Origin of the sequence: Streptomyces sp. NPDC026092 (assembly GCF_040638605.1) — a bacterium.
GTDB lineage: Bacteria > Actinomycetota > Actinomycetes > Streptomycetales > Streptomycetaceae > Streptomyces.
On the sequence record NZ_JBEZYN010000016.1, the window covers coordinates 104,065 to 127,849 of the forward strand.

A 23,785-nucleotide genomic window follows, 5' to 3' on the forward strand; every position below is an offset into this window, starting at 1 on the left:
TCGACGAAATCCGTACGTTCGTACGGCCCGGTTACCTGTCCGTACGGGCGATCGGCCGGTCTCACACACCGGCCCCGCGTCCCGCCTTCCGGCAACAAGTGCGAAGATGGGTTCTCGGCAGGACAGGGCCCCCACCACAGGGCCGACATAAAAGCGGCCGGACACCAGCCGCCGCCCGGTCACAGGAGACCGGCGACGAGCGCACATGCATGGAGGACGTGACGTGGCGAACGACGCCAGCACCGTTTTCGACCTAGTGATCCTCGGCGGCGGTAGCGGCGGTTACGCCGCGGCGCTGCGCGGAGCGCAGCTGGGCCTGGACGTCGCACTGATCGAGAAGAACAAGCTCGGCGGCACCTGCCTGCACAACGGCTGCATCCCCACGAAGGCCCTGCTCCACGCCGGCGAGGTCGCCGACCAGGCGCGCGAGGCGGAGCAGTTCGGTGTCAAGGCCACCTTCGAGGGCATCGACATCAAGGCCGTGCACAAGTACAAGGACGACGTGATCTCGGGCCTGTACAAGGGTCTGCAGGGTCTCGTCGCCTCCCGCAAGGTGACGTACATCGAGGGCCACGGCCGGCTCTCCTCCCCGACCTCCGTCGACGTGGACGGCCGTCGCGTCGAGGGTCGTCACGTCCTCCTCGCCACCGGTTCCGTACCGAAGTCGCTCCCCGGCCTGGAGATCGACGGCAACCGGATCATCTCCTCCGACCACGCCCTGACCCTGGACCGTGTCCCGGAGTCGGCGATCATCCTCGGCGGCGGTGTCATCGGCGTCGAGTTCGCCTCGGCGTGGAAGTCCTTCGGCACCGACGTGACGGTCATCGAGGGCCTGAAGCACCTGGTCCCGGTCGAGGACGAGAACAGCTCCAAGCTTCTTGAGCGCGCGTTCCGCAAGCGCGGCATCAAGTTCAACCTCGGCACGTTCTTCCAGTCCGCCGAGTACACCGAGAACGGTGTCAAGGTCACCCTGGCCGACGGCAAGACCTTCGAGGCCGAGGTCCTGCTCGTCGCCATCGGCCGCGGCCCGGTCTCGGCCGGTCTCGGCTACGAGGAGCCGGGCGTCGCGATGGACCGCGGCTACGTCCTGGTCGACGAGTACATGCGTACGAACGTGCCGACGATCTCGGCGGTCGGCGACCTCGTCCCGACGCTCCAGCTCGCGCACGTCGGCTTCGCCGAGGGCATCCTCGTCGCGGAGCGGCTTGCCGGTCTGAAGACCGTTCCGATCGACTACGACGGCGTGCCCCGGGTGACGTACTGCCACCCCGAGGTCGCCTCCGTCGGCATCACCGAGGCCAAGGCCAAGGAGATCTACGGCGCGGACAAGGTCGTCGCCCTCAAGTACAACCTCGCGGGCAACGGCAAGAGCAAGATCCTGAAGACCGCGGGCGAGATCAAGCTCGTCCAGGTCAAGGACGGTGCCGTGGTCGGCGTCCACATGGTCGGTGACCGCATGGGCGAGCAGGTCGGCGAAGCGCAGCTGATCTACAACTGGGAGGCGCTGCCGGCCGAGGTCGCGCAGCTGATCCACGCCCACCCGACGCAGAACGAGGCTCTCGGCGAGGCGCACCTGGCGCTGGCCGGCAAGCCTCTGCACTCCCACGACTGACGCTCACGTCATCAACGGGCGCGACGACCACTTCCCGCAATTCGTTAGGAGCAACTGAAACCATGTCGGTTTCCGTAACCCTGCCGGCGCTCGGCGAGAGCGTCACCGAGGGCACCGTCACCCGCTGGCTCAAGGCCGAGGGTGAGCGTGTCGAGGCCGACGAGCCGCTGCTCGAGGTCTCGACCGACAAGGTCGACACCGAGATCCCGGCGCCCGCGTCGGGCATCCTGGCCTCCATCAAGGTGGCCGAGGACGAGACCGTCGAGGTCGGCGCCGAGCTCGCCATCATCGACGACGGCTCCGGCGCTCCGGCCGCCGCGCCGGCCCCGGCCGCCGCCGCTGCCGAGGCCCCCGCCGCCCCGGCCGCCCCGGCCCCCGTGGCCGAGGCCCCCGTGGCCGAGGCCCCCGCCGCCGCTCCGGCCGCCGCCCCCGCCGGTGGCGCCACCGGTACGGACGTCGTCCTGCCGGCGCTCGGCGAGTCCGTCACCGAGGGCACCGTGACCCGCTGGCTGAAGTCGGTCGGCGAGACCGTCGAGGCCGACGAGCCGCTGCTCGAGGTCTCCACGGACAAGGTCGACACCGAGATCCCGGCCCCGGCTTCGGGTGTCCTCCTGGAGATCGTCGTCGCCGAGGACGAGACCGCCGAGGTCGGCGCCAAGCTGGCCGTCATCGGCGCCGCGGGTGCCGCCCCGGCCGCCGCCCCGGCTCCGGCCGCCCCGGCTCCGGCCGCCGCCGCCCCGGCCCCGGTCGCTCCGGCCGCCCCGGCCCCGGCTCCCGCCCCGGTCGCTCCGGCCGCCCCGGTCGCCGCTCCGGCCCCGGTCGCGCCCGCCGCCCCGGTGGCCGCCCCGGCTCCGGTCGCTCCGGCCCCCGCCGCTCAGCCGGTGGACGACGGCGCCTACGTGACGCCGCTGGTCCGCAAGCTGGCCTCCGAGAACGGCATCGACCTGGCGTCCGTCAAGGGCACCGGCGTCGGCGGCCGTATCCGTAAGCAGGACGTCCTCGCGGCCGCCGAGGCCAAGAAGGCCGCCCCGGCCCCCGTCGCCGCCGCTCCGGCCGCCGCCGCGCCGAAGGCCGCCCCGGCCCTCGAGGTCTCCCCGCTGCGCGGTCAGACCGTCAAGATGACCCGCATGCGCAAGGTCATCGGCGACAACATGATGAAGGCGCTGCACGGCCAGGCCCAGCTGTCCTCGGTCGTCGAGGTCGACATCACCAAGCTGATGAAGCTGCGCGCCCGTGCCAAGGACGCGTTCGCCGCCCGTGAGGGCGTCAAGCTGTCCCCGATGCCGTTCTTCGTGAAGGCGGCGGCCCAGGCGCTGAAGGCCCACCCGGTCATCAACGCCCGGATCAACGAGGACGAAGGCACCATCACGTACTTCGACTCGGAGAACATCGGCATCGCCGTGGACTCCGAGAAGGGTCTGATGACGCCGGTCATCAAGGGTGCGGGCGACCTGAACATCGCCGGTATCTCCAAGGCCACGGCCGAGCTGGCCGGCAAGGTCCGCGGCAACAAGATCACCCCGGACGAGCTGGCCGGTGCGACCTTCACCATCAGCAACACCGGTTCGCGCGGTGCGCTGTTCGACACGATCATCGTGCCGCCGAACCAGGTCGCCATCCTGGGCATCGGTGCCACGGTCAAGCGTCCGGCCGTCATCGAGACCGCCGAGGGCACCGTCATCGGCGTCCGCGACATGACGTACCTGACGCTCTCCTACGACCACCGTCTGGTGGACGGCGCCGACGCGGCCCGTTACCTGACGGCCGTCAAGGCGATCCTGGAGGCCGGCGAGTTCGAGGTCGACCTCGGTCTCTAAGGGCACGTGCCTGGCCTCGTGCTTGGCAACGTAACAAGCCTCACCTGCGGCGCCCCCGCCCGGAAGTGTTTCCGGACGGGGGCGCCGCCGTATTGTCTTGAGTGTCAACGCGTCCCTTAAGGAGGGGCTTCATGAGCGTCCCCGTCGTCCACTCGCTGCGCGAACAGATCCGCGAGCACATCGTGGAGGGCATCGTCAGCGGGCGCTGGAAGCCGGGTGAGCGGATCGTGGAGCGCCGGATCGCCACCGAGCTGGAGGTCAGCCAGACCCCGGTCCGCGAGGCGCTGCGTGAGCTGGAGTCACTGCGGCTGATCGAGTCCTCCCCCAACAAGGGTGTACGGGTACGGAATCTGACGGCGGCCGACCTGGAGGAGAGCTACCCGGTCAGGGCGGGCCTGGAGCAGATCGCGGCGGAGCTGGCGGCGAACCGGCTGGCGGCCGACTGCTCGGCCCTGGAGCCGCACGTGGCGGCCCTGTACGAGGCGGACCGGGCGGCCGACGGGACGGCGCAGGTGCGGCACACGGTGGGCTTCCACCGCGAGCTGGTGAAGGCGGCCGGGAACAGCGTGCTGCTGCACACGTGGGAGGGCCTGGGCATCGAGGTCTTCACGGCGCTTTCGATCCGCTGGCTGGGCACGGTCCAGAAGTCGTACGCGGAGGAGCACCAGGACCTGGTGGAGGCCTTCCGCCGGGCCGACCCGAACATCGGCGCCCTGGTGAAGGCCCACGTCCTGGGCTGCGCCCCGCGGGCGTAACGCTCCGCGGGGCGCAGCCCCGGACCTCCCCCACCCCACCCCTTCCCGAAACCCTGCCGGGGGCGGGGGTGGGGAGTGCTGCTTCCGGGGGCTCCGCCCCCGACCCCCAGGCGGCAGCTCCGCGCCGCCCGGGGCCGCGTGCAGAGAGCCTTCGAAGCCGCCCCACCCACAGACCGCTCATTCGTGCGACGCACCCCTCATCCGCTCCCCCACCTGCGAAAACAAGGCACCGGGTGCCCGATTTCGCGGCACCCTGTGCCGACTTTTGGGTTCCAGGGAAGTTTTTCCCTTCAACACTTTGATCGATCATCGATCGGCGGCTTACAGTCTTCGGCGGGCCGCTACCCGGCCCTTCGCCCTGTCCTGCCAGACAAGGCACCCCTTCTCCACCCCCATCTGTCCGGAAGGCGGCGATCATGACCGATCCCGTAGGCAAGATTCCGAGCGAGCTCGACCAGCTCCCGGACCGTGACACCGAGGAGACCGCCGAGTGGGCGGCCTCCCTGGACGCCGTCACCAAGGCCGCCGGCCCTCACCGGGCCGCCTACCTGATGCGCCGCACGCTCCAGCACGCCGAGGGCGCGGGTCTCGCCCTGCCCAAGCTGCTGGAGACGGACTACGTCAACACCATCCCCACCGCAGCCGAGCCTTCCATCAGCGATGCGGGCGGCGACGAGGAGATGGAACGCAGGATCACCGCCTGGAACCGCTGGAACGCGGCCGCCATGGTGACCCGCGGCGCCAAGCACGGCGTCGGCGGCCACATCGCCACCTTCGCCTCCGCGGCCTGGCTCTACGAGACCGGCTTCAACCACTTCTTCAAGGGCAAGGAGTCCGGCGACGCCGCCGGCTCCGGCGACCAGCTCTACATCCAGGGCCACGCCTCCCCCGGCATCTACGCCCGCGCCTTCCTCGACGGCCGCCTCACCGAGGCGCACCTCGACAACTTCCGGCAGGAGTCCGGCGGCGACGGTCTGCCCTCCTACCCGCACCCGCGCCGCCTGCCCTGGCTGTGGGAGTTCCCGACCGTCTCCATGGGTCTGGGCCCGCTCTCCGCCATCTACCAGGCGCGTTTCAACAGGTACCTCACCAACCGCGGCATCAAGGACGTCTCGTCCTCGCACGTGTGGGCGTTCCTCGGCGACGGCGAGATGGACGAGCCCGAGTCGACGGCGGCCCTCGCACTCGCCGCCCGCGAGGGTCTGGACAACCTGACCTTCGTCATCAACTGCAACCTGCAGCGCCTCGACGGCCCGGTCCGCGCCAACTTCAAGATCGTGCAGGAGCTGGAGGCCCAGTTCCGCGGCGCCGGCTGGAACGTCGTGAAGTCGCTGTGGGGCAACGCCTGGGACGAGCTCTTCGCGCTCGACACCAACGGCGCCCTCGTCCGCCGCCTCCGCGAGGTCCCGGACGCGCAGGTCCAGACGTACCAGACCCGCGACGCCGCCTACATCCGCCAGGACTTCTTCGGCTCCGACCCCGCGCTCGTCGCGATGGGGCAGCTGCTGAGCGACGACAAGATCCTGGAGTGCTTCCACCTCTCCCGCGGTGGCCACGAGCCCCGCAAGGTGTACGCCGCGTACAAGGCCGCCGTGGAGTTCAAGGGCGCGCCGACCGTCATCCTGGCGCAGACCGTCAAGGGCTTCACCCTCGGTGAGGGCTTCGCGTCGAAGAACGCGAACCACCAGATGAAGAAGCTCAGCACGGACGAGTTCAAGGCCATGCGTGACCTGCTCGATCTGCCGATCTCCGACGCGCAGTTCGTCGACGGCGTGGTCCCCTACGGCCACCCCGGCGCCGACTCCGCCGAGGTCCGCTACCTCCAGGAGCGCCGCGCGGCGCTCGGCGGCCCGGCCCCGGCCCGCCGCGTGCAGCCGCTCGCCCCGCTGCCGGCCCCGGCCGAGAAGACCTTCGCCGCCTTCGACAAGGGCTCCGGCTCGCAGTCGGTCGCGACGACGATGGCCTTCGTCCGGCTGGTGAAGGACCTGGTCCGCGACAAGGAGACCGGCAAGCGCTGGGTCCCGATCGTCCCTGACGAGGCCCGCACCTTCGGTATGGAGTCGCTGTTCCCGTCGCTCGGCATCTACTCGCCGAAGGGCCAGACGTACGAGCCGGTCGACCGCGACCAGCTGATGTACTACAAGGAGGCCGTCAACGGCCAGATCCTCAACGAGGGGATCACCGAGGCCGGTTCGATGGCCGACTTCATCGCCGCGTCCACCGCGTACTCCACGCACGGTGAGGCGATGATCCCGTTCTACATCTTCTACTCGATGTTCGGCTGGCAGCGCACCGCCGACCAGATGTGGCAGCTCGGCGACCAGCTCGGCCGCGGCTTCCTCGTCGGCGCCACCGCCGGTCGTACGACGCTGACCGGTGAGGGTCTCCAGCACGCCGACGGGCACTCCCCCGTCATCGCGGCGACGAACCCGGCCGCCCTGACGTACGACCCCGCGTTCGCCTACGAGGTCGCGGCGATCGTCAAGGAGGGTCTGCGCCGGATGTACGGCGAGGCCGCCGAGGGCGAGGACCAGAACGTCTTCTACTACCTCACGGTCTACAACGAGCCGATGCCGCAGCCGGCCAAGCCGGCCGGCGTCGACGAGGGCATCGTCAAGGGCCTGTACCGCTTCAACACGGCGGAGTCGGCCGGCCTGGACCTCCCGGCGAACGCCGCCCGGATCCAGCTGCTCTCCTCCGGTACGGCCATCCACTGGGCCCTGGAGGCGCAGAAGCTGCTCGCCGCCGAGTGGGGCGTGGGCGCCGACGTGTGGTCCGCGACCTCCTGGACGGAGCTGCGGCGCGACGCGCTCGAGGCCGACGCGGCGCTGCTGCGCGGCGAGGAGCAGGTGCCGTACATCCGCAAGGCGCTGGAGGGCGTGGACTCCCCGGTCCTGGCCGTCTCCGACTACATGCGCCAGGTCCCGGACCAGATCGCGCAGTGGGTCGAGCAGGACTGGTCCTCGCTCGGTGCGGACGGCTTCGGCCTGTCCGACACCCGTGACGCGGCCCGCCGCCACTTCGGTGTCGACGCGCAGTCGATCGTCGTCGCGGCCCTGGCCCAGCTCGCCCGGCGCGGCGAGGTCCCGGCCTCGGCCGTGAAGGAGGCGCGCGAGCGCTACGGCCTGTAAGGGCCTCGGGGTCTGCCCCCGGCTTGTCAGTGGCGGCACGCATGATGGATTCATGCGTGCCGCCCGGCTTATCAAGATGGTGCTGCTCCTCCAGTCCCGGCCCTCGATGACGGCGGCCGAGCTGGCGGAGGAGCTGGAGGTGTCCGAAAGGACCATCACGCGCGATGCCCTCGCCCTCTCGGAGGCGGGGGTTCCGGTGTATGCGGACCGGGGCAGGGCGGGTGGGTACCGGCTGATCGGCGGGTACCGCACACGGCTCACGGGTCTCGCGCGCGGTGAGGCCGAGGCGTTGTTCCTGTCCGGACTGCCGGGCGCGCTGCGGGACATGGGCCTTGAGGACGCGGCCTCGGCGGCCCGGCTGAAGGTGTCGGCGGCGCTGGTGCCCTCGTTGCGCGACGCCCCGGAGTCGGCGGCTCAGCGCTTCCTGCTCGACGCTCCCGGCTGGTACCAGGAGCCGGATACGCCGGACCTGCTGCCGCCGATCGCGGAGGCGGTCTGGGACGACCGGATGCTCTCCGCCCGCTACCGCCGCGGGGACGGCGAGGTGGACCGTGACCTCGCTCCGTACGGCCTCGTGCTGAAGGCGGGCGTCTGGTACCTGTGCGCGCGTGCGGGTACGGCCCTTCGTACGTACCGGGTGGACCGCTTCACGGCGGTCGCGCTCACGGAGGAACGGTTCGTACGGGACGAGGAGTTCGACCTGTCCGCGTTCTGGGCGGAGCGCGCGGCGGAGTTCGCCCGCTCGATCCTGCGCGCCGAGGTCGTGCTGCGGCTTTCGGAGGCGGGCGCGCGCCGCCTGCCGTACGTGACGGACCGCGCGGCCGCCGAGGAGGCCCTGGCGGGCGGTACGAAGGACCGGGCGGGCCGGACGACGGCGACCCTCCTCGTGGAGAACGAGGAGGTCGCCTTCAGCCAGCTGCTCGCGCTCGGCGCGGAGGTGGAGGTCCTTGGCCCGGAGTCGCTCCGGGCCCGCTTCGTGGCGGCGGCGGAGGGCCTGTCGGCGCTTTACCGATAGTCGGCCGTCACCGGTAGTCGGCCACGTCCGGCTTTCCGCCCGACTCGCCGGCGAGCATGTAGCCCCAGGCGTCCGGCTGGGAGCCGTCCGCGTCCGTGAAGCCGTACACCTTGGCCAGCTGGCCGCTGGAGAGCGACTGGCCGGTCCAGCGGTCCCGGTCGGGGTCGGCGGCGAGGGCGGCGACGGCGCGGCCGACGTAGGTCGGGGACTCGGCGATCTCGAAGCCGGGGATCTTCTCGATGGCGTCCCGCCAGTTCTCCTCCCTCACGCCGAAGGCCGCCAGCATCTGCTCGGAGCGCAGCCAGCCGGGCGTGAGGCAGACCGCGGTGGCGCCGACGTCCTTCAGGTCGTGGGCGAGCGCGAAGGCCATCCGGATCGGGGCGTTCTTGGTGAGGTCGTAGAAGAAGTTTTCCCGGAACCGCGTGTTCCATTCGGCGGTGCCGTCGGTCATCTCGACGACGAGTCCGCCCGGGTGGCGGATCAGCAGCGGAAGCGCGAGGCGGGAGGTGATCGCGTGCGTCCGCACGCCGAGCTCCATCATCCGCAGTCCGTCGGTCAGATCCGTCTCCCAGATCTTCAGGCCGAACTTGAGCAGGTGCTCCCCGCCCCACACGTCGTTGACGAGGACGTCGAGCCGGCCCCGCTCCGCGTCGATGCGCGCGATCAGCGCCTCGACCTGGTCGATCTCCAGGTGGTCGGTCGGCACCGCGACGCCCTCGCCGCCGGCCGCCGTCACCAGCTCGGCCGTCTCCTCGATCGTCTCCGTCGCACGGCCGACCTCGCTGACCCTCTCCCGGGTGGTCCGCCCGGTCACGTACACGGTGGCGCCGGCGGCGCCCAGCTGTACGGCGATGGCCCGTCCCGCGCCCCGTGTGGCGCCCGCGACCAGTGCGATCCTGCCGCTCAGCGGCTTCGTTTCGGTCTCCATGGAAGGAGCGTGACAGGAAAGTACGACATCTCCTGTCCGATTTGATTTTGGCTGTTTCCGGGTGCGCCGCCCTCCCCCACGGTCGATGCTGGATGCCGTGATGGACGAAACGGAGTTCTGGGAGATCATCGACTCGACCCGAGAGGCCGCCGAGGGCGATCCCGAGGAACACGCCGACCTGCTCGTCGAGCGGCTGCTGCAGCTCGACCCCGACTCCGTGCTCGACTTCGCCCGCCATTTCGAGGCCCGCTACAACCGCGCGTACCGCTGGGATCTGTGGGGCGCGGCGGCGGTGCTGCTCGACGGCGCGGGCGACGACGCCTTCGACTACTTCCGCTGCTGGCTGATCGGCCAGGGCCGGGAGGTCTTCGAGGGCGCGGTGCACGATCCGGACGCCCTCGCCGAGCTGCTCGACGACTTCGACGAGGAGATCGACGGGGACGGCGAGGAGCTGGGCTTCGCCGCCGACGAGGCGTACGAGCAGCTCACCGGAATCGAGGCGCCCGACCTCGGGATCCCGCCGCAGCCGGCGGAGCCGGAGGGCGTGGCCTTCGACCTGGCGGACGACGCGGCGCTCTCGGCGCGCTACCCGCGGCTGTGGGAACGGTTCGGCGCCCTGGCGGGCTGAGGATCCGGCGTAAGAGGTACGGGCCCGGGGGCCGTCCCTCCCCCTAGGGCTTCGCCCTGGGGGGACCCCCACCGGGTCCGTACCGGTCCTTGGCGCCTCAGAAGTGCGTGCCGCCGTCGATGCGGACCTCGGTGCCGGTGATGAACCTGCCGTCCTCGCTCGCGAGCATCGCGACGACGCCGGCGACGGTCTCCGGACCGGCGAAGCCCTGGCCGAGGGCGGGGGCGAGCTTCATGAAGAGGGAGAGGTCGGCGTCCTCGGGGAGGCCGGGGCCGACGCTCTGCCGGCTGGCTCCGGTGCCGTCGGTCATGCCGGAGGAGATGGAGCCGGGCTGGACGGCGGTGAAGCGGATGCCCTGCTTGGCGTACTCGGCGGCGAGCGCGTGGGTCATGGACTGGATGCCGCCCTTGCTGGCCGCGTAGGCGGCCATGTACGGGTGGGCGAACTGCGCCGAGGTGGAGGAGAAGTTCACGACGGCGGAGCCGTCGCCCTCGAGGAGGGCCGGGATCGCCTCGCGGATCATCAGGAAGGTGCCGGTCAGGTTGATCCGGACGACCTGCTCGAAGGAGTCCAGGGTGGTCTCGTGGGTGTGCGCGGAGCGCAGGATTCCGGCCGCGTTGACCAGCACGTCCAGGCCGCCGAGGGCGGTGACGGCGGCGGCGACGCCCGCGCGCACGGAGCTCTCGTCGGCGACGTTCACGACGACCGTGGTGAGCCGGTCGGCGGCGGCGCCGGCCTTGCCGACGGTGTCCTTGAGGCCGTCCTCGCTGATGTCGGCGGCGACGACGCGGCCGCCCTCGGCGAGCATGCGCAGCACGGTGGCCTGGCCGATGCCGGAGCCGCCACCGGTGACCAGTGCGCGGCGTCCTTCGTAGCGGTTCATGTCCTGTCCGACCTCTCGATGACGAGCTTCTCGATGCCCTGATGTCTCGACGCTCTGATGTCTTGATGCAGAGCACACCGTACGCCTAGGTGGCACGTTTTGCCACAGTTGCATGAAATGCAAGGTCGGCAGGGGTGGGGCGTACTCTCGTACGGTGAGCACCCTGACCGAGCGCCGCAAGGCGGCCACCCAGCTCGACATCGCGCGCGCCGCCGCCGAGCTCTTCACCGAGCGCGGACCGGACGGCACGACGGCCGAGGACATCGCGCTGCGCGCCGGGGTCGCGCTGCGCACCTTCTACCGCTACTTCCGCTCCAAGCAGGACGCCGTCGCCCCGCTCCTCGCGGGCGGCGCGGACCGCTGGCGGGAGTCGCTCGCGGCGGCGGAGCCCGGGTCGACCGTGCCGGCCGCCCTCGAACGGTCGATCGCCGAGGCGCTCGCGGGGGCCGACGAGGAGGCCGCCGAGGGGCTGCGCTGGACGCGCGGGCTGCTGCGGGCGGCGGCCGAGGACCCGGCGCTGCGGGCGGTCTGGTACCGGGTCAACCAGGAGTCGGAGGAGAAGCTGCTCGCCGTGGTGGCCGAGCTCGCGGGCCCCGACGCGGACCCGCTGGAGGTCCGGCTCGCGGCAGCGGCCGCCACGGACGCGATCCGGGTGGCCCTGGAGGCCTGGGCCGAGACGGACGCCCCGGTCAGGGGCAAGGGCGCCCCGGCCGAACTGGCGGTGCGCTGCCTGCGCGAACTGATGGGCGGGATGGGCCCGTTGGCACCCGCCGGCGCCTAGCCGCTACGGCGTGAGCGAGCGGCCCATCAGGACGTCGTCCACGTACGCGCCGTCCAGGAAGAACTCGCCGGGCAGGACGCCCTCGACGGCGAAGCCCTCGGCTTCGTAAAGCGCGCGGGCCGGGGCGTTGTGGCCGAGGACGCGCAGGGTGATCCGCCGGGCCCCCTGGCGCCGGGCCTCCGCGAACGCGGCGCGCAGCAGCGCACGGCCCACGCCCCGGCCGCGCGCGCTGTCGGCCACGGCGAGCCCCTGGATCTGGCGGACGTGCTGGTTGCAGGCGAGCGGGGTGGCCGGGACGAGCCGCAGATACCCGACAACCACCTTGGTGCCGTCCTCCGCCACCAGGTAGTCCTCGGGCTGGTGCCGCTCGTCGAAGAACGGGCGGTACGGGGGTTCGGGGGCGGGCTGCACGGCGTGCAGCGGCGACCAGGTGGACCGGTCGAGTTCCCCGAGGGCGCCCTCGTCGGCGGGAACGGCCCGGCGTATGCGCGTCTCCGGCGTGATCATGGCGGCCACTGTGCCACGCGCGGGCCCGGAAGGGCAGGATGGGCGCATGGAACGCTCCCGCATCGCCGTCACCGGCGCCTCCGGACTCATCGGCTCGGCCCTGGTGCGCTCCCTGCGCGCCGACGGCCACCAGGTCTCCCGTCTCGTCCGCCGTCCCGCCCGGACCGCCGACGAGGTCGAGTGGGACCCCGCGCGGCTGTACGTGGACGCGGCCGGGCTCGTCGGCGTCGACGCGGTCGTGCATCTGGCGGGCGCGGGCGTCGGGGAGCGGCGCTGGAGCGAGGCGTACAAGAAGGAGATCCGCGACAGCCGGGTGCTCGGTACGCGGGCGATCGCGCAGGCCCTCGCCTCCCTCGCCGAGCCGCCGAAGGTCCTGGTGTGCGGCACGGCGCTGGGCTACTACGGCGACACGGGCTCGCGCGCCGTGGACGAGAGCGCGCCCGCCGGCGAGGGCTTCCTGCCCTCGGTGTGCGTGGAGTGGGAGGCGGCGGCGGCCCCCGCCGAGGAGGCCGGCATCCGGGTCGCCTACGCCCGCACGGGCCTCGTGGTGGCGGCCGAGGGCGGCGCGTGGGGGCGGCTCTTCCCGGTGTTCCGCGCCGGGATCGGCGGGCGGCTCGGCGACGGCCGGCAGTACTGGAGCTTCATCTCGCTGCACGACGAGGTCGCCGCCCTGCGGCACATGATCGACACCGAGTCGCTGTCCGGCCCGGTGAACCTGACGGCCCCGGAGCCGGTCACCAACCGGGAGGTGACGGCGGCGATGGGCCGGGTCCTGCGCCGCCCGACGCTCTTCGCCGTCCCCGCGCCCGCGCTGCGCCTGGCGCTCGGGGAGTTCGCGACCGACGTGATCGGCAGTCAGCGGGTGCTGCCGAGTCGCCTGTTGGAGTCGGGCTTCTCGTTCGCGTTCCCGACGATCGACGAGTCGATCCGCGCGGCGGCCTGACCGGGACGCAGACTCCGGCGGTGCGACCCCGTGCTCCGTGCACCCCCGCGCGCGCCGCTGGCGCGGGTGGGCGCGACTGTCCGAGGCTGGCATGCCCTGAATGCGAACGAGGGCATTCCGGGGGCCTGTTGGGGGCATAGGCCTCCCACCAAGCCGCGCCGACCTGGGGAGGGGCACGTGCTCAGTACCGCACGCCACACGGATGTCGTCACGGACGTCGTCATAGTCGGGGCCGGGATCGCGGGACTCGCGGCCGCGCACCGGCTGACCAGCGCCGGACTCGGCGTCACGGTCCTGGAGGCCGACCCCCGGGTCGGCGGCCGGATGGTCACCGACGACGTCGACGGCTTCCGGCTCGACCGGGTGGGGCCGCTCCTGACGACGTCGTACGCGGAACTGCTCCGCACCCGGGGGCTCGCCGGGGTGACGCTGCGGCCGTTCGCGCCGGGGGCCATGGTGCACAGCGACGGCCGGTACGTGCGGATCGGCGAACCGTTCCCGCACCCGCGCCGCCGTGCTCCGCACAGCCGGGGGTGGGGGTCTCCGCACGCCGCCTGGCGCGTGGGGGGCGCGTACACGGTGGCGCGCGCCCTCGCGAGCGCCCCCCGGAATCCGGCGGCCTCGCTGGACCAGGCGCGCCTCGGCGCGTCCCTGGCACGGCTCGCGACGACCCCCGTGCAGCGCCTGCTGACGCGTCAGGAGCGGACCGCACGCGAGGCCCTGACGGCCCGGCTGCCCGCCCGTACGGTCCAGAGCGTGCTGCGGCCGCTGGTCGCGGCCCTGCTCGGCGACCCCGACCTGGGCACGTCCAGCCGCTACGCCGACCTGGCCCTGCGCGCGTTCGCACGGGGCCGGTTGTCCGTGCCGGAGGGCGGCTCGGGGATGCTGCCCGAACTGCTCGCGGCGGCGCTCCCGGAGGGCACGGTACGGACCGGGGTGCGGGTCACGGAGGTGGGGATCGACCGGGTCGGGACGGCGGAGCACGGGGTGTTCGGCTGCCGCTCGGTGATCCTCGCGACGGGCGCGCGGACGGCGGCCGAGCTGCTGCCGGGGCTGCGGCTGCCGGCCTTCCACGCGGTGACGGTCCTGCACCACACGGCCCCCGAGCCGCCCACGCGCGATCCGGTCCTGCTCCTGGAGTCCGACCCGGGCGGCCCGGTCGCGCACTCGGCGGTCATGAGCGCCGTCGACCCCTCGCGCGCGCCCGACGGCCGGGCCCTGGTCACCTCGACGGTCCTGGGCGCCCCGCCCGACGACATGGAGCGCCGGGTGCGCAAGCACCTCGCGACGCTGTACGGGACGTCGACGGACGAGTGGGAGCTGCTCGCGCTCCACCACACGCCCGACGCGATCCCGGCGATGCCCCCGCCGCACGACCCGCGCCGACCGGTCCGGCTCCTCGCCGGTCTCTACGTCTGCGGCGACCACCGCGACACGTCCACCCCGCAGGGCGCCCTCACCTCCGCCCACCGCGCGGCCCACGCGCTCCTGACGGACCTGGGCATCCCGGTCCCGCAGGGCGCTCCGGCGGAGGTCGCGGCCTAGGAATCCGTAAGGACCGTACGGCTCAGCCGATCGCCGCCACGCGGTCGCGGTAGGTACGGACCGCGGCCGCGTCGCGGTACGGCTCCAGGCGGCGCTCGAAGTCGCGTACGTACTCCAGGGCGCGCGCCGAGCGCATCTCGGAGGCCTGCTGGGCCGCCTCCGCTCCGAGAGCGCAGGCCTGGTCCAGTTCGCCGAGGCCGAGGCGGGCGGAGGCGAGGACCACGCGGCAGAACAGCCGGCTGCGGGCGAAGCCGGGGGCGCGGAGCTGGAGGGAGCGTTCGGCGTGCTGGGCGGCGGCGCGGTACTGCTGGAGGTCGCGGTGGCAGTGGCCGAACTCGTCGGCGAGCTGCGCCTCGTCGAAGGGCCGCGCCCAGTACGGCACGTCGTCCCCGGGCCTCGCCGCTTCGAGGGCCCGCTCGGCGCGGGCGAGGGCGGCCCCGCACGCCCGCGCCTCGCCGAGCACGCTGTGCCCGCGCGCCTCGACGGAGTGCAGCAGGGCCTGGACGACGGGCGGGGCGGCCGAGCCGACGCCCTGCTGGGCGACCCGGGCCAGCTGCACGGCCTCGCGCCCGTGGCCGAGGTAGACGGCCTGCCGGCTCATGGCGATGAGGACGTAGGAGCCGTACGCCCGGTCCCCCGCCGCCTGCGCGAGCCGCAGCGCCTGGACGAAGTACCGCTGGGCGAGTCCGTGCGCCGCGATGTCGTACGAGGTCCAGCCGGCCAGGCGCGTCAGGTCGGCGGCCGCGGCGAACAGGCGGCGGCCGACGGACTCCCCGTACGTGCCGCGCAGCATCGGCTCGGCCTCGTGCTCCAGGTAGCGCACGAGCGCCTGGCGGGCGTGGCCGCCGCCGTACGCGTGGTCGAGGGTGCGGAACAGCTCTCCGACCGAGCGCAGGGCGGAGATGTCGCCGCTGGAGACCCGCTGCCCGGGCCCCCGGTCCGTACCGCGCTGCCGGGGGACGGAGAGCCGGCCCTGCGGCGGGACGCGCGGGTCCTGGGCGAGCCGGCCGTCCGGGCCTAGCCGGCCGTTCGGCGCCGGCGGCTCGCCCCGCGCCACCCGGTCGTCGGCGCGGCCGATCAGCCAGTCCCGGCTGGGGACGACGAGGCCCGCAGGGGTGAACGCGATCTTGCGGAGTTCTGCGTGGCTGCCGGAGTCCTTGCGCCACAGGCCGCTGACGATGTCGACCGCCTCCTCGGGCGAGGCGGCGAACTCCAGGCCCGCGTAGACCGGCGCGCAGGCGTCGAGACCGAGGTCCTGGGCGGAGAGACGGCGACCGAGGCGGCGGGTGAAGACCTCGGCGATGAGGGCGGGCGTGGTGCCCCGGGGCTGCTGGCCGCGCAGCCAGCGGGTCACGGAGGTCTTGTCGTACCGCAGGTCGAGCCCGTGCTCCAGGCCTAGCTGGTCGACCCGTCTGGCCAGGCCCGCGTTGGAGAAGCCGGCTTCCGCGATGAGCGCGGCGAGCTGGCGGTTCGGGATGCGCTGCGGAGGTCGTTCCGTCATCAGCTGTGCGGTCTCCTGCCTTCCGGGCCCGGGTGGAACCTCGTGTGGACCCTCCTGGAACGGCGCGAATTTAGCGGCCCTCACCGCCCTTACCGCCACCTTCGCCCCACATTCATCCGATCGTGTGAGGAACGGGAGGGAGGGTTGCCGCCGGCGAGCACCTGGCGGCAACCCTGCGGGACGAGACCCGACGGGACCGGTGCCGGTCAGCCGAGGGGGCGGCAGATCACCACGGCGCGGACGTCCTGCGGCGAGCCGCTGGTGTTCCGTGCGGCGACGTTCCAGCCCCAGGGCGTCGGCAGGGACTCCTGCGGATAGACCTGGATGCCGACGAACTGGCCGCCGCCGGTGGGCACTTCGTTCGTCGCCGGCGAGCAGGTCGCGATGGAACTGCCGATGTAGTCGTGCGGCGTGCGGTACGGCTCACCGAGCCGTACGACGTGCGGCTGGGTGGAGCAGATCACCTGCGCGGTGATGAAGCCTTCGTCGAGCGCGTGGTTGTACCCCTCGGCCCGCCAGCGGTCGTTGCCGACGGGGCCCGAGTCCTGGACGAGGAAGACGGACTGGTCGCCGGGGCCGATGCCGATCGCCATGTGGCCGCCGCCGCTGGCGGTCGTTCCCGCGGGACAGGCCGCCACCGCGTCGCCGACGCTGGAGCCCGGCACACCGTAGGTCGTGGTCTGGCGTACGGAGTGCGCCGCCTGGTCGCAGACGACGTAGGCGCGGATGCTCATGCCGCCCTGCGTGCTGTAGTTGCGCGCCGTGACGGACCAGCCGTCGGCGGTGTCGGTCTGCTGCGGCACGGCGATCGAGGTGGAGAGCGCGGGCTGGCCGCCGTCGGTGTCGGCGCCGCCACCCGTCGCGTAGTAGCCGGCCGGGCACTGCACGCGGGCCGACTGCTCACCGCTCGGCCCGGTGCTGCGCCACGCGCCCTCCACGCGGACGGGCTGCAGGGCGCGAGGCGCCTTCCTCGCCTCGGGGCGGGCGGGGTCCGCGGCGGCGCTCGGGGTGTAGGCCGCCGCGGCGCTCACGCCGGCCGTCAGGAGCGTCGCGGTGAGGAGGGAGAGGAGGCGCCGGGCCCGGGGGCGGCGGGGCGGGGGAACAGGGGGAACGCGCATGGACGGTCTGGCCTCTCTGTGCCGTGCCGAGGGTTCGCTGCGCGGCTGACGCTAGGGCGGGCCCGGAGCGGTGAACCGATTCTCCCGACGGGACACGCCGTCACGTTCCGTAGCCGGATGGAGGGCGTACGACCACGGACCGTCGCCCCTTCGACCTCCGTCCGCACCGGCCCTCCGTGGGCGCGCGGCGCCGCCGTACAGTGGCATGGGCGCGAATGACGCATGGTGCCGAACCGGCCCGGGACGATCCCCGGAACCCGGCCACGGCATCCAGGAGGAGGCATTGCCGTGAGTGAGCTGCGATTCGTCCGCTTGGGCTTCGGCGAGGACGCCGTCGAGTACCAGGTGGCCTGGGACAAGCAGCGCGAGGTGCACGCAGCCCGGTTCGCCGACGAGGTCCCGGACACGTGCCTGCTCCTGGAGCACCCGCCCGTGTACACGGCCGGCCGGCGTACGGCGGAGAGCGAGCGCCCCCTCGACGGGACGCCCGTGGTGGACGTGGACCGGGGCGGCAAGATCACCTGGCACGGCCCGGGCCAGCTCGTCGGCTACCCGATCATGAAGCTGCCCCGCCCGGTGGACGTCGTCGCGCACGTCCGCCGCCTGGAGGAGGCGCTGATCCGCACGGCCGCCGAGTTCGGCCTGGAGACCACCCGGATCGAGGGCCGCAGCGGAGTGTGGGTGCTGGGCGACCCGGTCGAGCAGCGCCCCGCGCTCGGCGGGCTCTCCCTGGACTTCGACCCCCGGCTGACCGACGAGGAGTTCGACCCGCGCCTCAACGGTCCCGAGTACGCCCCGTCCAACGCCGGCCAGCGCCGCGAGGACCGGAAGCTGGCGGCGATCGGCATCCGGGTCGCCAAGGGCGTCACCATGCACGGCTTCGCGCTGAACGTGAACCCGGACAACACCTGGTTCGACCGGATCATCCCGTGCGGCATCCGCGACGCGGGCGTCGCCTCGCTCGCCAACGAGCTGGGCCGGGACATCACCATCGAGGACGTCCTGCCGGTGGTCGAGCGGCACCTCGCCGAGGTGCTGGAGAACGCGGAGCTGAAGGCCCGCGAGGTCCCCGAGCGCGAGCCCGCGCCCGCGGCCGTCTCCGCCTAGGGACCCCTCGGGGCCCTGGGGAATGACGGGCCCTGGCCACAGGTTGGCCAAGCGTAAACAAAACCGCATGAACAACGGGCGTACCCTGGTGTGCGCCGAAGAATCGAAGCTACAGGGAGCCGGTCGTGTCCGCAGTCGCACCCGACGGACGCAAGATGCTGCGCCTGGAGGTCCGTAACGCCCAGACCCCCATCGAGCGCAAGCCCGAGTGGATCAAGACCCGGGCGAAGATGGGACCCGAGTACACGAAGATGCAGGGCCTCGTGAAGAAGGAGGGCCTGCACACGGTCTGCCAGGAGGCGGGCTGTCCCAACATCTTCGAGTGCTGGGAGGACCGCGAGGCCACCTTCCTCATCGGTGGCGACCAGTGCACGAGGCGCTGCGACTTCTGCCAGATCGACACGGGCAAGCCCGAGGCCCTCGACCGTGACGAGCCCCGCCGCGTCGGCGAGTCGGTCGTCACGATGGACCTGAACTACGCCACCATCACCGGCGTCGCGCGCGACGACCTGGAGGACGGCGGCGCCTGGCTGTACGCGGAGACCGTGCGCCAGATCCACGAGCAGACGGCGGCCCGCGCCGACGGCCGTACGAAGGTCGAGCTGCTCGCCCCCGACTTCAACGCGGTGCCGGAGCTCCTCGCCGAGGTCTTCGCCTCGCGCCCCGAGGTCTTCGCGCACAACGTCGAGACGGTGCCGCGGATCTTCAAGCGGATCCGCCCCGGCTTCCGCTACGAGCGCTCGCTGGACGTCATCACCCAGGCCCGTGACTACGGTCTGGTCACGAAGTCGAACCTGATCCTCGGCATGGGCGAGACCCGCGAGGAGATCAGCGAGGCGCTCCAGCAGCTGCACGCGGCCGGCTGCGAGCTGATCACGATCACGCAGTACCTGCGCCCCACGGTCCGGCACCACCCCGTGGAGCGCTGGGTGAAGCCGCAGGAGTTCGTGGAGCTGAAGGAGGAGGCCGACGAGATCGGCTTCTCCGGTGTGATGTCGGGTCCGCTGGTGCGCTCCTCGTACCGCGCGGGCCGGCTGTACCAGCAGGCGATCGAGAAGCGCGGCGAGGTCGACAACGCGACCCAGGCGGTCTGATCCCCGCCACCGTGCAGCGTGTGTGAATTCGCGCACAAGTAGTTACCGGCAGGTAGTGGCCGGAATCGCCGCGGTCCGTACGACCCCCCAGCTCAGGGGCTCGTACGGGCCGCGTCAGCGTTTCCGGAGGCGTACAGATGGCCCCATCAACGTTTCATCAGTGTTTGACCGCCGGGTCACGCACTGGTAACACCAATCTGTGAGCCTGGCTTCACTCACCGCCACAGCGGGACGCCACACTCCGCTCCACCCCCCACCTCATCTCATCCATGCTTGAGGGAGGACCCCGTCATGCAGGCCGCGACACATGTCCGTGCCACCGCCATCCCGTCCGTCACCGACGCCCTGAAGGCCGTCGAGGCGCTGCTGCTCGCCGGCGGCCAGCGGACCGCCCGCCGCAACGCCTGGACGTCGGTCCTGGAGGACCGCCGCCGCGCGAAGGACAGGGTCGAGGCCCAGGATGTGATGGAGGCCGTGGCTGGCCGCGCTTCCCGGGCCACGTAAACTTCAGGACATGGCGAGGAAGGCAAACACGGGCAGCGGTGACGCTGCGAACCAGGGGCGACTGAAGCAGATCGCCCTCACGTACAAGATGACCCGAAAGGCCGACCCTAAGGTCGGGCTTGTCGTCGCGGGCGTGGGCATCGTCGTACTCGGTGTCCTCCTCGCGATCGGCTTCCTGATCGGTCACCCGGTCTACCTGGGCATTCTGGGCTTCATCCTGGCGCTGCTCGCGATGGCGATCATCTTCGGACGACGTGCCGAGCGCGCGGCCTTCGGCCAGATGGAGGGCCAGCCGGGCGCTGCCGCGGCGGTGCTGCAGAACGTCGGGCGCGGCTGGACCACGACCCCGGCGATCGCGATGAACAAGAGCCAGGACGTCGTGCACCGCGCGGTCGGCCGGGCGGGCATCGTGCTGGTGGCCGAGGGCAACCCGAACCGGCTGAAGCCGCTGCTCGCGGCCGAGAAGAAGAAGATGGCCCGGATCGTCGTGGACGTCCCGGTCACCGACATCATCGTGGGCAACGGCGAGGGTCAGGTGCCCCTCAAGAAGGTCCGTACGACCATGCTGAAGCTCCCGCGTGTCCTCTCGGGCCCGCAGGTGACGGCGGCCAACGACCGGCTGCGGGCGATGGGCGACCTGATGAGCAACATGCCGCTGCCGAAGGGTCCGATGCCGAAGGGCATGCGGATGCCGCGCGGCGGAAAGATGCGCTGACCCTCTGAGAAGTCCGTGACGAAGAAGGGGCACCCCGGACCTCCGGGGTGCCCCTTCTTCGTATGCCTGGTCCTACGGGGTCAGATCCGAACCTGGACGGCGCCGGAGAGACGGTCGTGGAGGCCGCGGCCGTCGCGGTCCCAGATGAGGGCCGGGATGGCGAGGCAGACGAGGACGCTGCGGAGGAGGACGCGCAGGATGCCGAGCCGGCCGCCGGTCACCGAGGCGACCCGGAGACCGAAGATCCGCTTGCCCGGGGTGGAGCCGATGGTGCCGACCGTGAGGACGCTCAGGACGAGCAGGATGAGGAGCGCCCAGTTGCCGGTCGCCTGGCTGTAGCCGTCCGTGACGAGGCCGTATGCGATCACCATGCAGAGGGCCCAGTCGACGGCGAGGGCGCCGATCCGGCGGCCGGGACGGGCGATCGAACCGGGCCCCTCCTCGGGGAGCCCGAGCTGCTGACCGCGGTAACCGAAGTCGACGCCTGCGTTCTCGGCCGCCGCGCGGGGGCCGGACAGCCATGATCCGAGTGCTTCCCTGTTGTCCACGCGTCCACGGTACTGTGCCCGTTTTTGATCACTTCGGCCCGGGTGGCCGAGGAGCGCCGAGGAGCGGAGCGACACCCGGGCCGGTTAACTTGGGCGAAACAAATGGGTCACGCTTGAGAAATCCCCCCTGCCTATGGTCGGGTCCAGCGTGTGCCACCGCACTGGCCGCACGAAACGAGCTTGCAACCCCGCCCCTCCCCGGGCCGGGAGTAGGAGGAGTTGGATGTTCCAGAACGCCGACGAGGCCAAGAAGTTCATCAAGGACAATGACGTCAAGATGGTCGACGTCCGTTTCTGTGACCTTCCGGGAGTGATGCAGCACTTCACGATCCCGGCGACGGCGTTCGACCCGTCCGACGAGCTGGCCTTCGACGGCTCGTCGATCCGCGGCTTCCAGGCCATCCACGAGTCCGACATGGCTCTGCGCGCCGACCTGTCGACGGCCCGCCTGGACCCGTTCCGCCGCGACAAGACGCTGAACATCAACTTCTTCATCCACGACCCGATCACGGGCGAGCAGTACAGCCGTGACCCGCGCAACATCGCGAAGAAGGCCGAGGCGTACCTCGCCTCCACCGGCATCGCCGACACCGCGTACTTCGGCCCCGAGGCCGAGTTCTACGTCTTCGACTCCGTGCGCTTCAACACCACGGCCAACGAGGGCTTCTACCACATCGACTCCGAGGCCGGCGCCTGGAACACCGGTGCGGTCGAGGACAACCGCGGCTACAAGGTCCGCTACAAGGGCGGCTACTTCCCGGCCCCGCCGGTCGACCACTTCGCCGACCTGCGCGCGGAGATCTCCCTGGAGCTGGAGAACGTCGGCCTCCAGGTCGAGCGCCAGCACCACGAGGTCGGCACGGCCGGCCAGGCGGAGATCAACTACAAGTTCAACACGCTGCTGGCCGCGGCCGACGACCTGATGCTCTTCAAGTACATCGTGAAGAACGTCGCCTGGCGCAACGGCAAGACCGCGACCTTCATGCCGAAGCCGATCTTCGGCGACAACGGCTCGGGCATGCACGTCCACCAGTCGCTCTGGGCCAACGGCGACCCGCTGTTCTACGACGAGACGGGCTACGCGGGCCTCTCGGACACCGCCCGCTACTACATCGGCGGCATCCTCAAGCACGCCCCGTCGCTGCTCGCCTTCACCAACCCGACGGTGAACTCGTACCACCGCCTGGTACCGGGCTTCGAGGCCCCGGTCAACATGGTGTACTCGCAGCGCAACCGCTCCGCCGCCATGCGCATCCCGATCACGGGCTCGAACCCGAAGGCCAAGCGCGTCGAGTTCCGCGCGCCGGACCCGTCCTCGAACCCGTACCTCGCCTTCTCGGCGCTGCTGCTCGCGGGCCTCGACGGCGTCAAGAACAAGATCGAGCCGGCCGAGCCGATCGACAAGGACCTGTACGAGCTGGCTCCCGAGGAGCACGCGAACGTCCAGCAGGTCCCGACCTCGCTCCCGGCGGTCCTCGACGCCCTGGAGGCGGACAACGAGTACCTGCAGGCCGGCGGTGTCTTCACCTCCGACCTGATCGAGACCTGGATCGACTACAAGCGCACGAACGAAATCGCCCCGATCCAGCTCCGCCCGCACCCGCACGAGTTCGAGCTCTACTTCGACCTCTAAGCCGGACGCGGCACACCGCTGCACGAGGCCCCGTCGCTCTCCCCGGAGAGTGGCGGGGCCTCCGCGTTGTGCTCGGCCGTGTGTCTCAATTTGTGCAACACCTGTGCGGCGATCTTCACTTGGTGTTTACGATTCCCTCGCATTTTGCTGCCGCTCCTCGGAGTGGCCCTGCTGCGAGGAGCGCCGCCGTGTACCCGAATCAGCCTGCTCAGCCGTACCCGAACCCTTACGGGACCCAGGTGCCGCCGCCGGTGCGGCGGCGGTGGTGGCAGCATCCGGCGCTGGTCATCGCGGCGTTGGTCGTGCTGCCGCCCGCGGGGATCGCGCTGGCCTGGCTGAGTCCGTGGAGCGGCCCGAAGAAGATCCTGGCCACCGCGCTCTCGGGGATCTGGTTCCTGCTGCCGTTCTTCGGCGACCCGCCGGCGGAGAAGAAGGACGACGACGCGAAGGCGAAGACGGTGGCTTCGGCGAGCCCGACGCCCGCGCCGACGACCGTCAGCCCGTCGCCCACTCCCTCGCCCAGCGCCGATGTCGTGATGCCGAACGTCGTCGGCAATGCCTTCTCGGAGGCCGAGGCCGCCGTGGAGGCGCTGATCGACGGGGAGTTGCGGGCGGGCAGTGCGTACGCCGACGTCAGCCTGCCCGCGGACCACGCGACCTGGATCGTCTGCTTCCAGGGGCCGGCTGCGGGGACCCGACTCGTGCCGGCGACTGCAGATCCGAATGTTGATCTGGTGACGCCCGGTACGAAGTGCCCCGCCGCCACCGGGACCGTCCTGCGTCCCACGCAGTCGCCGAAGCCGACACCCAAGCCGACGGTTTCCCCGAAGCCCAAGCCCCAGCCCGTGCGCACGACCCCCGCTCCTGAGCCCACGCGGGACGAGCCGGACAACGTGTACTACAAGAACTGCGACGCGGTGAGGGCCGCCGGTGCCGCGCCGATCCGCAGTGGTGACCCGGGCTACGCGCGCCACCTCGACCGTGACGGGGACGGCGTCGGCTGCGAGAGGTGAGCGGGAG

Annotated in this window: 21 protein-coding genes; 15 read left to right on the plus strand and 6 right to left on the minus strand. The window is 71.8% G+C overall.

Annotated elements, in window-relative coordinates; all coding sequences use genetic code 11:
- Positions 1-223 precede the first annotated feature (223 nt).
- From lpdA to AB0F56_RS25060, 5 genes are all read left to right on the plus strand, one after another.
- On the plus strand, positions 224-1,612 hold the full coding sequence (gene lpdA / locus AB0F56_RS25040; RefSeq protein ID WP_362013458.1) for a dihydrolipoyl dehydrogenase: 1,389 nt from the start codon (positions 224-226) through the stop codon (positions 1,610-1,612).
- A 62-nt stretch (positions 1,613-1,674) separates the two neighbouring features.
- Positions 1,675-3,429, plus strand: a complete 1,755-nt coding sequence (sucB, locus tag AB0F56_RS25045) for a 2-oxoglutarate dehydrogenase, E2 component, dihydrolipoamide succinyltransferase (RefSeq protein ID WP_362013460.1) — start codon at positions 1,675-1,677, stop codon at positions 3,427-3,429.
- 131 nt (positions 3,430-3,560) lie between these two features.
- Positions 3,561-4,184 carry a GntR family transcriptional regulator gene (locus AB0F56_RS25050; RefSeq protein WP_362013462.1) on the plus strand — a complete coding sequence of 208 codons (624 nt, stop codon included), beginning with the start codon at positions 3,561-3,563 and terminating at the stop codon, positions 4,182-4,184.
- 416 nt (positions 4,185-4,600) lie between these two features.
- A complete protein-coding gene (gene aceE / locus AB0F56_RS25055) occupies positions 4,601-7,315 on the plus strand; it encodes a pyruvate dehydrogenase (acetyl-transferring), homodimeric type (protein ID WP_362013463.1) in 2,715 nt (904 codons plus the stop codon).
- Positions 7,316-7,367: 52 nt separating this feature from the next.
- Positions 7,368-8,330 (plus strand): WYL domain-containing protein, encoded by a 963-nt coding sequence (locus tag AB0F56_RS25060; RefSeq protein ID WP_362013465.1) that lies wholly within the window; start codon positions 7,368-7,370, stop codon positions 8,328-8,330.
- A 7-nt stretch (positions 8,331-8,337) separates the two neighbouring features.
- Here AB0F56_RS25060 and AB0F56_RS25065 read toward each other — a convergent pair whose 3' ends face one another.
- Positions 8,338-9,258: an SDR family oxidoreductase gene (locus AB0F56_RS25065; RefSeq protein WP_362013467.1), complete on the minus strand. Its 921-nt coding sequence runs from the start codon at positions 9,256-9,258 to the stop codon at positions 8,338-8,340.
- Positions 9,259-9,358: 100 nt separating this feature from the next.
- Between AB0F56_RS25065 and AB0F56_RS25070 the strand changes: the two genes are divergently transcribed.
- The gene (locus AB0F56_RS25070) at positions 9,359-9,886 is read left to right on the plus strand and encodes a DUF4240 domain-containing protein (protein ID WP_362013612.1); all 528 of its coding nucleotides are present in this window, start codon (positions 9,359-9,361) and stop codon (positions 9,884-9,886) included.
- A gap of 97 nt (positions 9,887-9,983) precedes the next feature.
- On the opposite strand, the gene AB0F56_RS25075 is transcribed toward AB0F56_RS25070, so the two are convergent.
- On the minus strand, positions 9,984-10,769 hold the full coding sequence (locus tag AB0F56_RS25075) for an SDR family oxidoreductase (protein ID WP_362013469.1): 786 nt from the start codon (positions 10,767-10,769) through the stop codon (positions 9,984-9,986).
- 112 nt (positions 10,770-10,881) lie between these two features.
- Here AB0F56_RS25075 and AB0F56_RS25080 point away from each other — a divergent pair, with 112 nt between their 5' ends.
- The gene (locus tag AB0F56_RS25080; RefSeq protein WP_362013470.1) at positions 10,882-11,550 is read left to right on the plus strand and encodes a TetR family transcriptional regulator; all 669 of its coding nucleotides are present in this window, start codon (positions 10,882-10,884) and stop codon (positions 11,548-11,550) included.
- A gap of 3 nt (positions 11,551-11,553) precedes the next feature.
- Here AB0F56_RS25080 and AB0F56_RS25085 read toward each other — a convergent pair whose 3' ends face one another.
- Positions 11,554-12,057: a GNAT family N-acetyltransferase gene (locus AB0F56_RS25085; RefSeq protein WP_362013472.1), complete on the minus strand. Its 504-nt coding sequence runs from the start codon at positions 12,055-12,057 to the stop codon at positions 11,554-11,556.
- Positions 12,058-12,103: 46 nt separating this feature from the next.
- Between AB0F56_RS25085 and AB0F56_RS25090 the strand changes: the two genes are divergently transcribed.
- The gene (locus AB0F56_RS25090; RefSeq protein ID WP_362013474.1) at positions 12,104-13,000 is read left to right on the plus strand and encodes a TIGR01777 family oxidoreductase; all 897 of its coding nucleotides are present in this window, start codon (positions 12,104-12,106) and stop codon (positions 12,998-13,000) included.
- A gap of 177 nt (positions 13,001-13,177) precedes the next feature.
- Complete coding sequence (locus AB0F56_RS25095; protein WP_362013476.1) at positions 13,178-14,545, plus strand: NAD(P)/FAD-dependent oxidoreductase; 1,368 nt, start codon at positions 13,178-13,180, stop codon at positions 14,543-14,545.
- Positions 14,546-14,567: 22 nt separating this feature from the next.
- Here the strand turns inward: AB0F56_RS25095 and AB0F56_RS25100 are convergent, their stop codons facing one another.
- Positions 14,568-16,046, minus strand: coding sequence for a regulator (locus AB0F56_RS25100; RefSeq protein ID WP_362013478.1), 1,479 nt, complete (start codon positions 16,044-16,046; stop codon positions 14,568-14,570).
- A gap of 206 nt (positions 16,047-16,252) precedes the next feature.
- Positions 16,253-17,164, minus strand: a complete 912-nt coding sequence (locus AB0F56_RS25105) for a hypothetical protein (protein ID WP_362013479.1) — start codon at positions 17,162-17,164, stop codon at positions 16,253-16,255.
- A gap of 288 nt (positions 17,165-17,452) precedes the next feature.
- On the opposite strand from AB0F56_RS25105, the gene lipB reads away from it, so the two are divergent.
- The 4 genes from lipB to AB0F56_RS25125 all read left to right on the plus strand — a co-directional run bounded on the left by lipB (position 17,453) and on the right by AB0F56_RS25125 (position 20,584).
- The gene (lipB, locus tag AB0F56_RS25110) at positions 17,453-18,271 is read left to right on the plus strand and encodes a lipoyl(octanoyl) transferase LipB (RefSeq protein ID WP_362013480.1); all 819 of its coding nucleotides are present in this window, start codon (positions 17,453-17,455) and stop codon (positions 18,269-18,271) included.
- 125 nt (positions 18,272-18,396) lie between these two features.
- Positions 18,397-19,365 (plus strand): lipoyl synthase, encoded by a 969-nt coding sequence (lipA, locus tag AB0F56_RS25115; RefSeq protein WP_362013482.1) that lies wholly within the window; start codon positions 18,397-18,399, stop codon positions 19,363-19,365.
- Positions 19,366-19,656: 291 nt separating this feature from the next.
- Positions 19,657-19,869: a hypothetical protein gene (locus AB0F56_RS25120; RefSeq protein ID WP_362013484.1), complete on the plus strand. Its 213-nt coding sequence runs from the start codon at positions 19,657-19,659 to the stop codon at positions 19,867-19,869.
- Positions 19,870-19,879: 10 nt separating this feature from the next.
- On the plus strand, positions 19,880-20,584 hold the full coding sequence (locus tag AB0F56_RS25125) for a DUF4191 domain-containing protein (RefSeq protein ID WP_362013486.1): 705 nt from the start codon (positions 19,880-19,882) through the stop codon (positions 20,582-20,584).
- Positions 20,585-20,664: 80 nt separating this feature from the next.
- Here the strand turns inward: AB0F56_RS25125 and AB0F56_RS25130 are convergent, their stop codons facing one another.
- Positions 20,665-21,132 (minus strand): RDD family protein, encoded by a 468-nt coding sequence (locus AB0F56_RS25130; protein ID WP_362013488.1) that lies wholly within the window; start codon positions 21,130-21,132, stop codon positions 20,665-20,667.
- A 223-nt stretch (positions 21,133-21,355) separates the two neighbouring features.
- On the opposite strand from AB0F56_RS25130, the gene glnA reads away from it, so the two are divergent.
- Positions 21,356-22,765, plus strand: coding sequence for a type I glutamate--ammonia ligase (gene glnA, locus AB0F56_RS25135; RefSeq protein WP_362013490.1), 1,410 nt, complete (start codon positions 21,356-21,358; stop codon positions 22,763-22,765).
- Between the two features lie 188 nt (positions 22,766-22,953).
- On the plus strand, positions 22,954-23,778 hold the full coding sequence (locus tag AB0F56_RS25140; protein WP_362013492.1) for an excalibur calcium-binding domain-containing protein: 825 nt from the start codon (positions 22,954-22,956) through the stop codon (positions 23,776-23,778).
- Positions 23,779-23,785 lie beyond the last annotated feature (7 nt).

Coding starts and splice junctions, on each gene's coding strand:
- AB0F56_RS25075 (WP_362013469.1), bottom strand. CDS start 10,769: ATGAACCGCTACGAAGGACGCCGCGCACTGGTCACCGGTGGCGGCTCC.
- AB0F56_RS25060 (WP_362013465.1), top strand. CDS start 7,368: ATGCGTGCCGCCCGGCTTATCAAGATGGTGCTGCTCCTCCAGTCCCGG.
- sucB (WP_362013460.1), top strand. CDS start 1,675: ATGTCGGTTTCCGTAACCCTGCCGGCGCTCGGCGAGAGCGTCACCGAG.
- glnA (WP_362013490.1), top strand. CDS start 21,356: ATGTTCCAGAACGCCGACGAGGCCAAGAAGTTCATCAAGGACAATGAC.
- AB0F56_RS25125 (WP_362013486.1), top strand. CDS start 19,880: ATGGCGAGGAAGGCAAACACGGGCAGCGGTGACGCTGCGAACCAGGGG.
- AB0F56_RS25100 (WP_362013478.1), bottom strand. CDS start 16,046: ATGACGGAACGACCTCCGCAGCGCATCCCGAACCGCCAGCTCGCCGCG.
- AB0F56_RS25065 (WP_362013467.1), bottom strand. CDS start 9,258: ATGGAGACCGAAACGAAGCCGCTGAGCGGCAGGATCGCACTGGTCGCG.
- AB0F56_RS25070 (WP_362013612.1), top strand. CDS start 9,359: ATGGACGAAACGGAGTTCTGGGAGATCATCGACTCGACCCGAGAGGCC.
- AB0F56_RS25105 (WP_362013479.1), bottom strand. CDS start 17,164: ATGCGCGTTCCCCCTGTTCCCCCGCCCCGCCGCCCCCGGGCCCGGCGC.
- AB0F56_RS25085 (WP_362013472.1), bottom strand. CDS start 12,057: ATGATCACGCCGGAGACGCGCATACGCCGGGCCGTTCCCGCCGACGAG.
- AB0F56_RS25120 (WP_362013484.1), top strand. CDS start 19,657: ATGCAGGCCGCGACACATGTCCGTGCCACCGCCATCCCGTCCGTCACC.
- AB0F56_RS25090 (WP_362013474.1), top strand. CDS start 12,104: ATGGAACGCTCCCGCATCGCCGTCACCGGCGCCTCCGGACTCATCGGC.
- AB0F56_RS25050 (WP_362013462.1), top strand. CDS start 3,561: ATGAGCGTCCCCGTCGTCCACTCGCTGCGCGAACAGATCCGCGAGCAC.
- AB0F56_RS25080 (WP_362013470.1), top strand. CDS start 10,882: ATGAAATGCAAGGTCGGCAGGGGTGGGGCGTACTCTCGTACGGTGAGC.
- aceE (WP_362013463.1), top strand. CDS start 4,601: ATGACCGATCCCGTAGGCAAGATTCCGAGCGAGCTCGACCAGCTCCCG.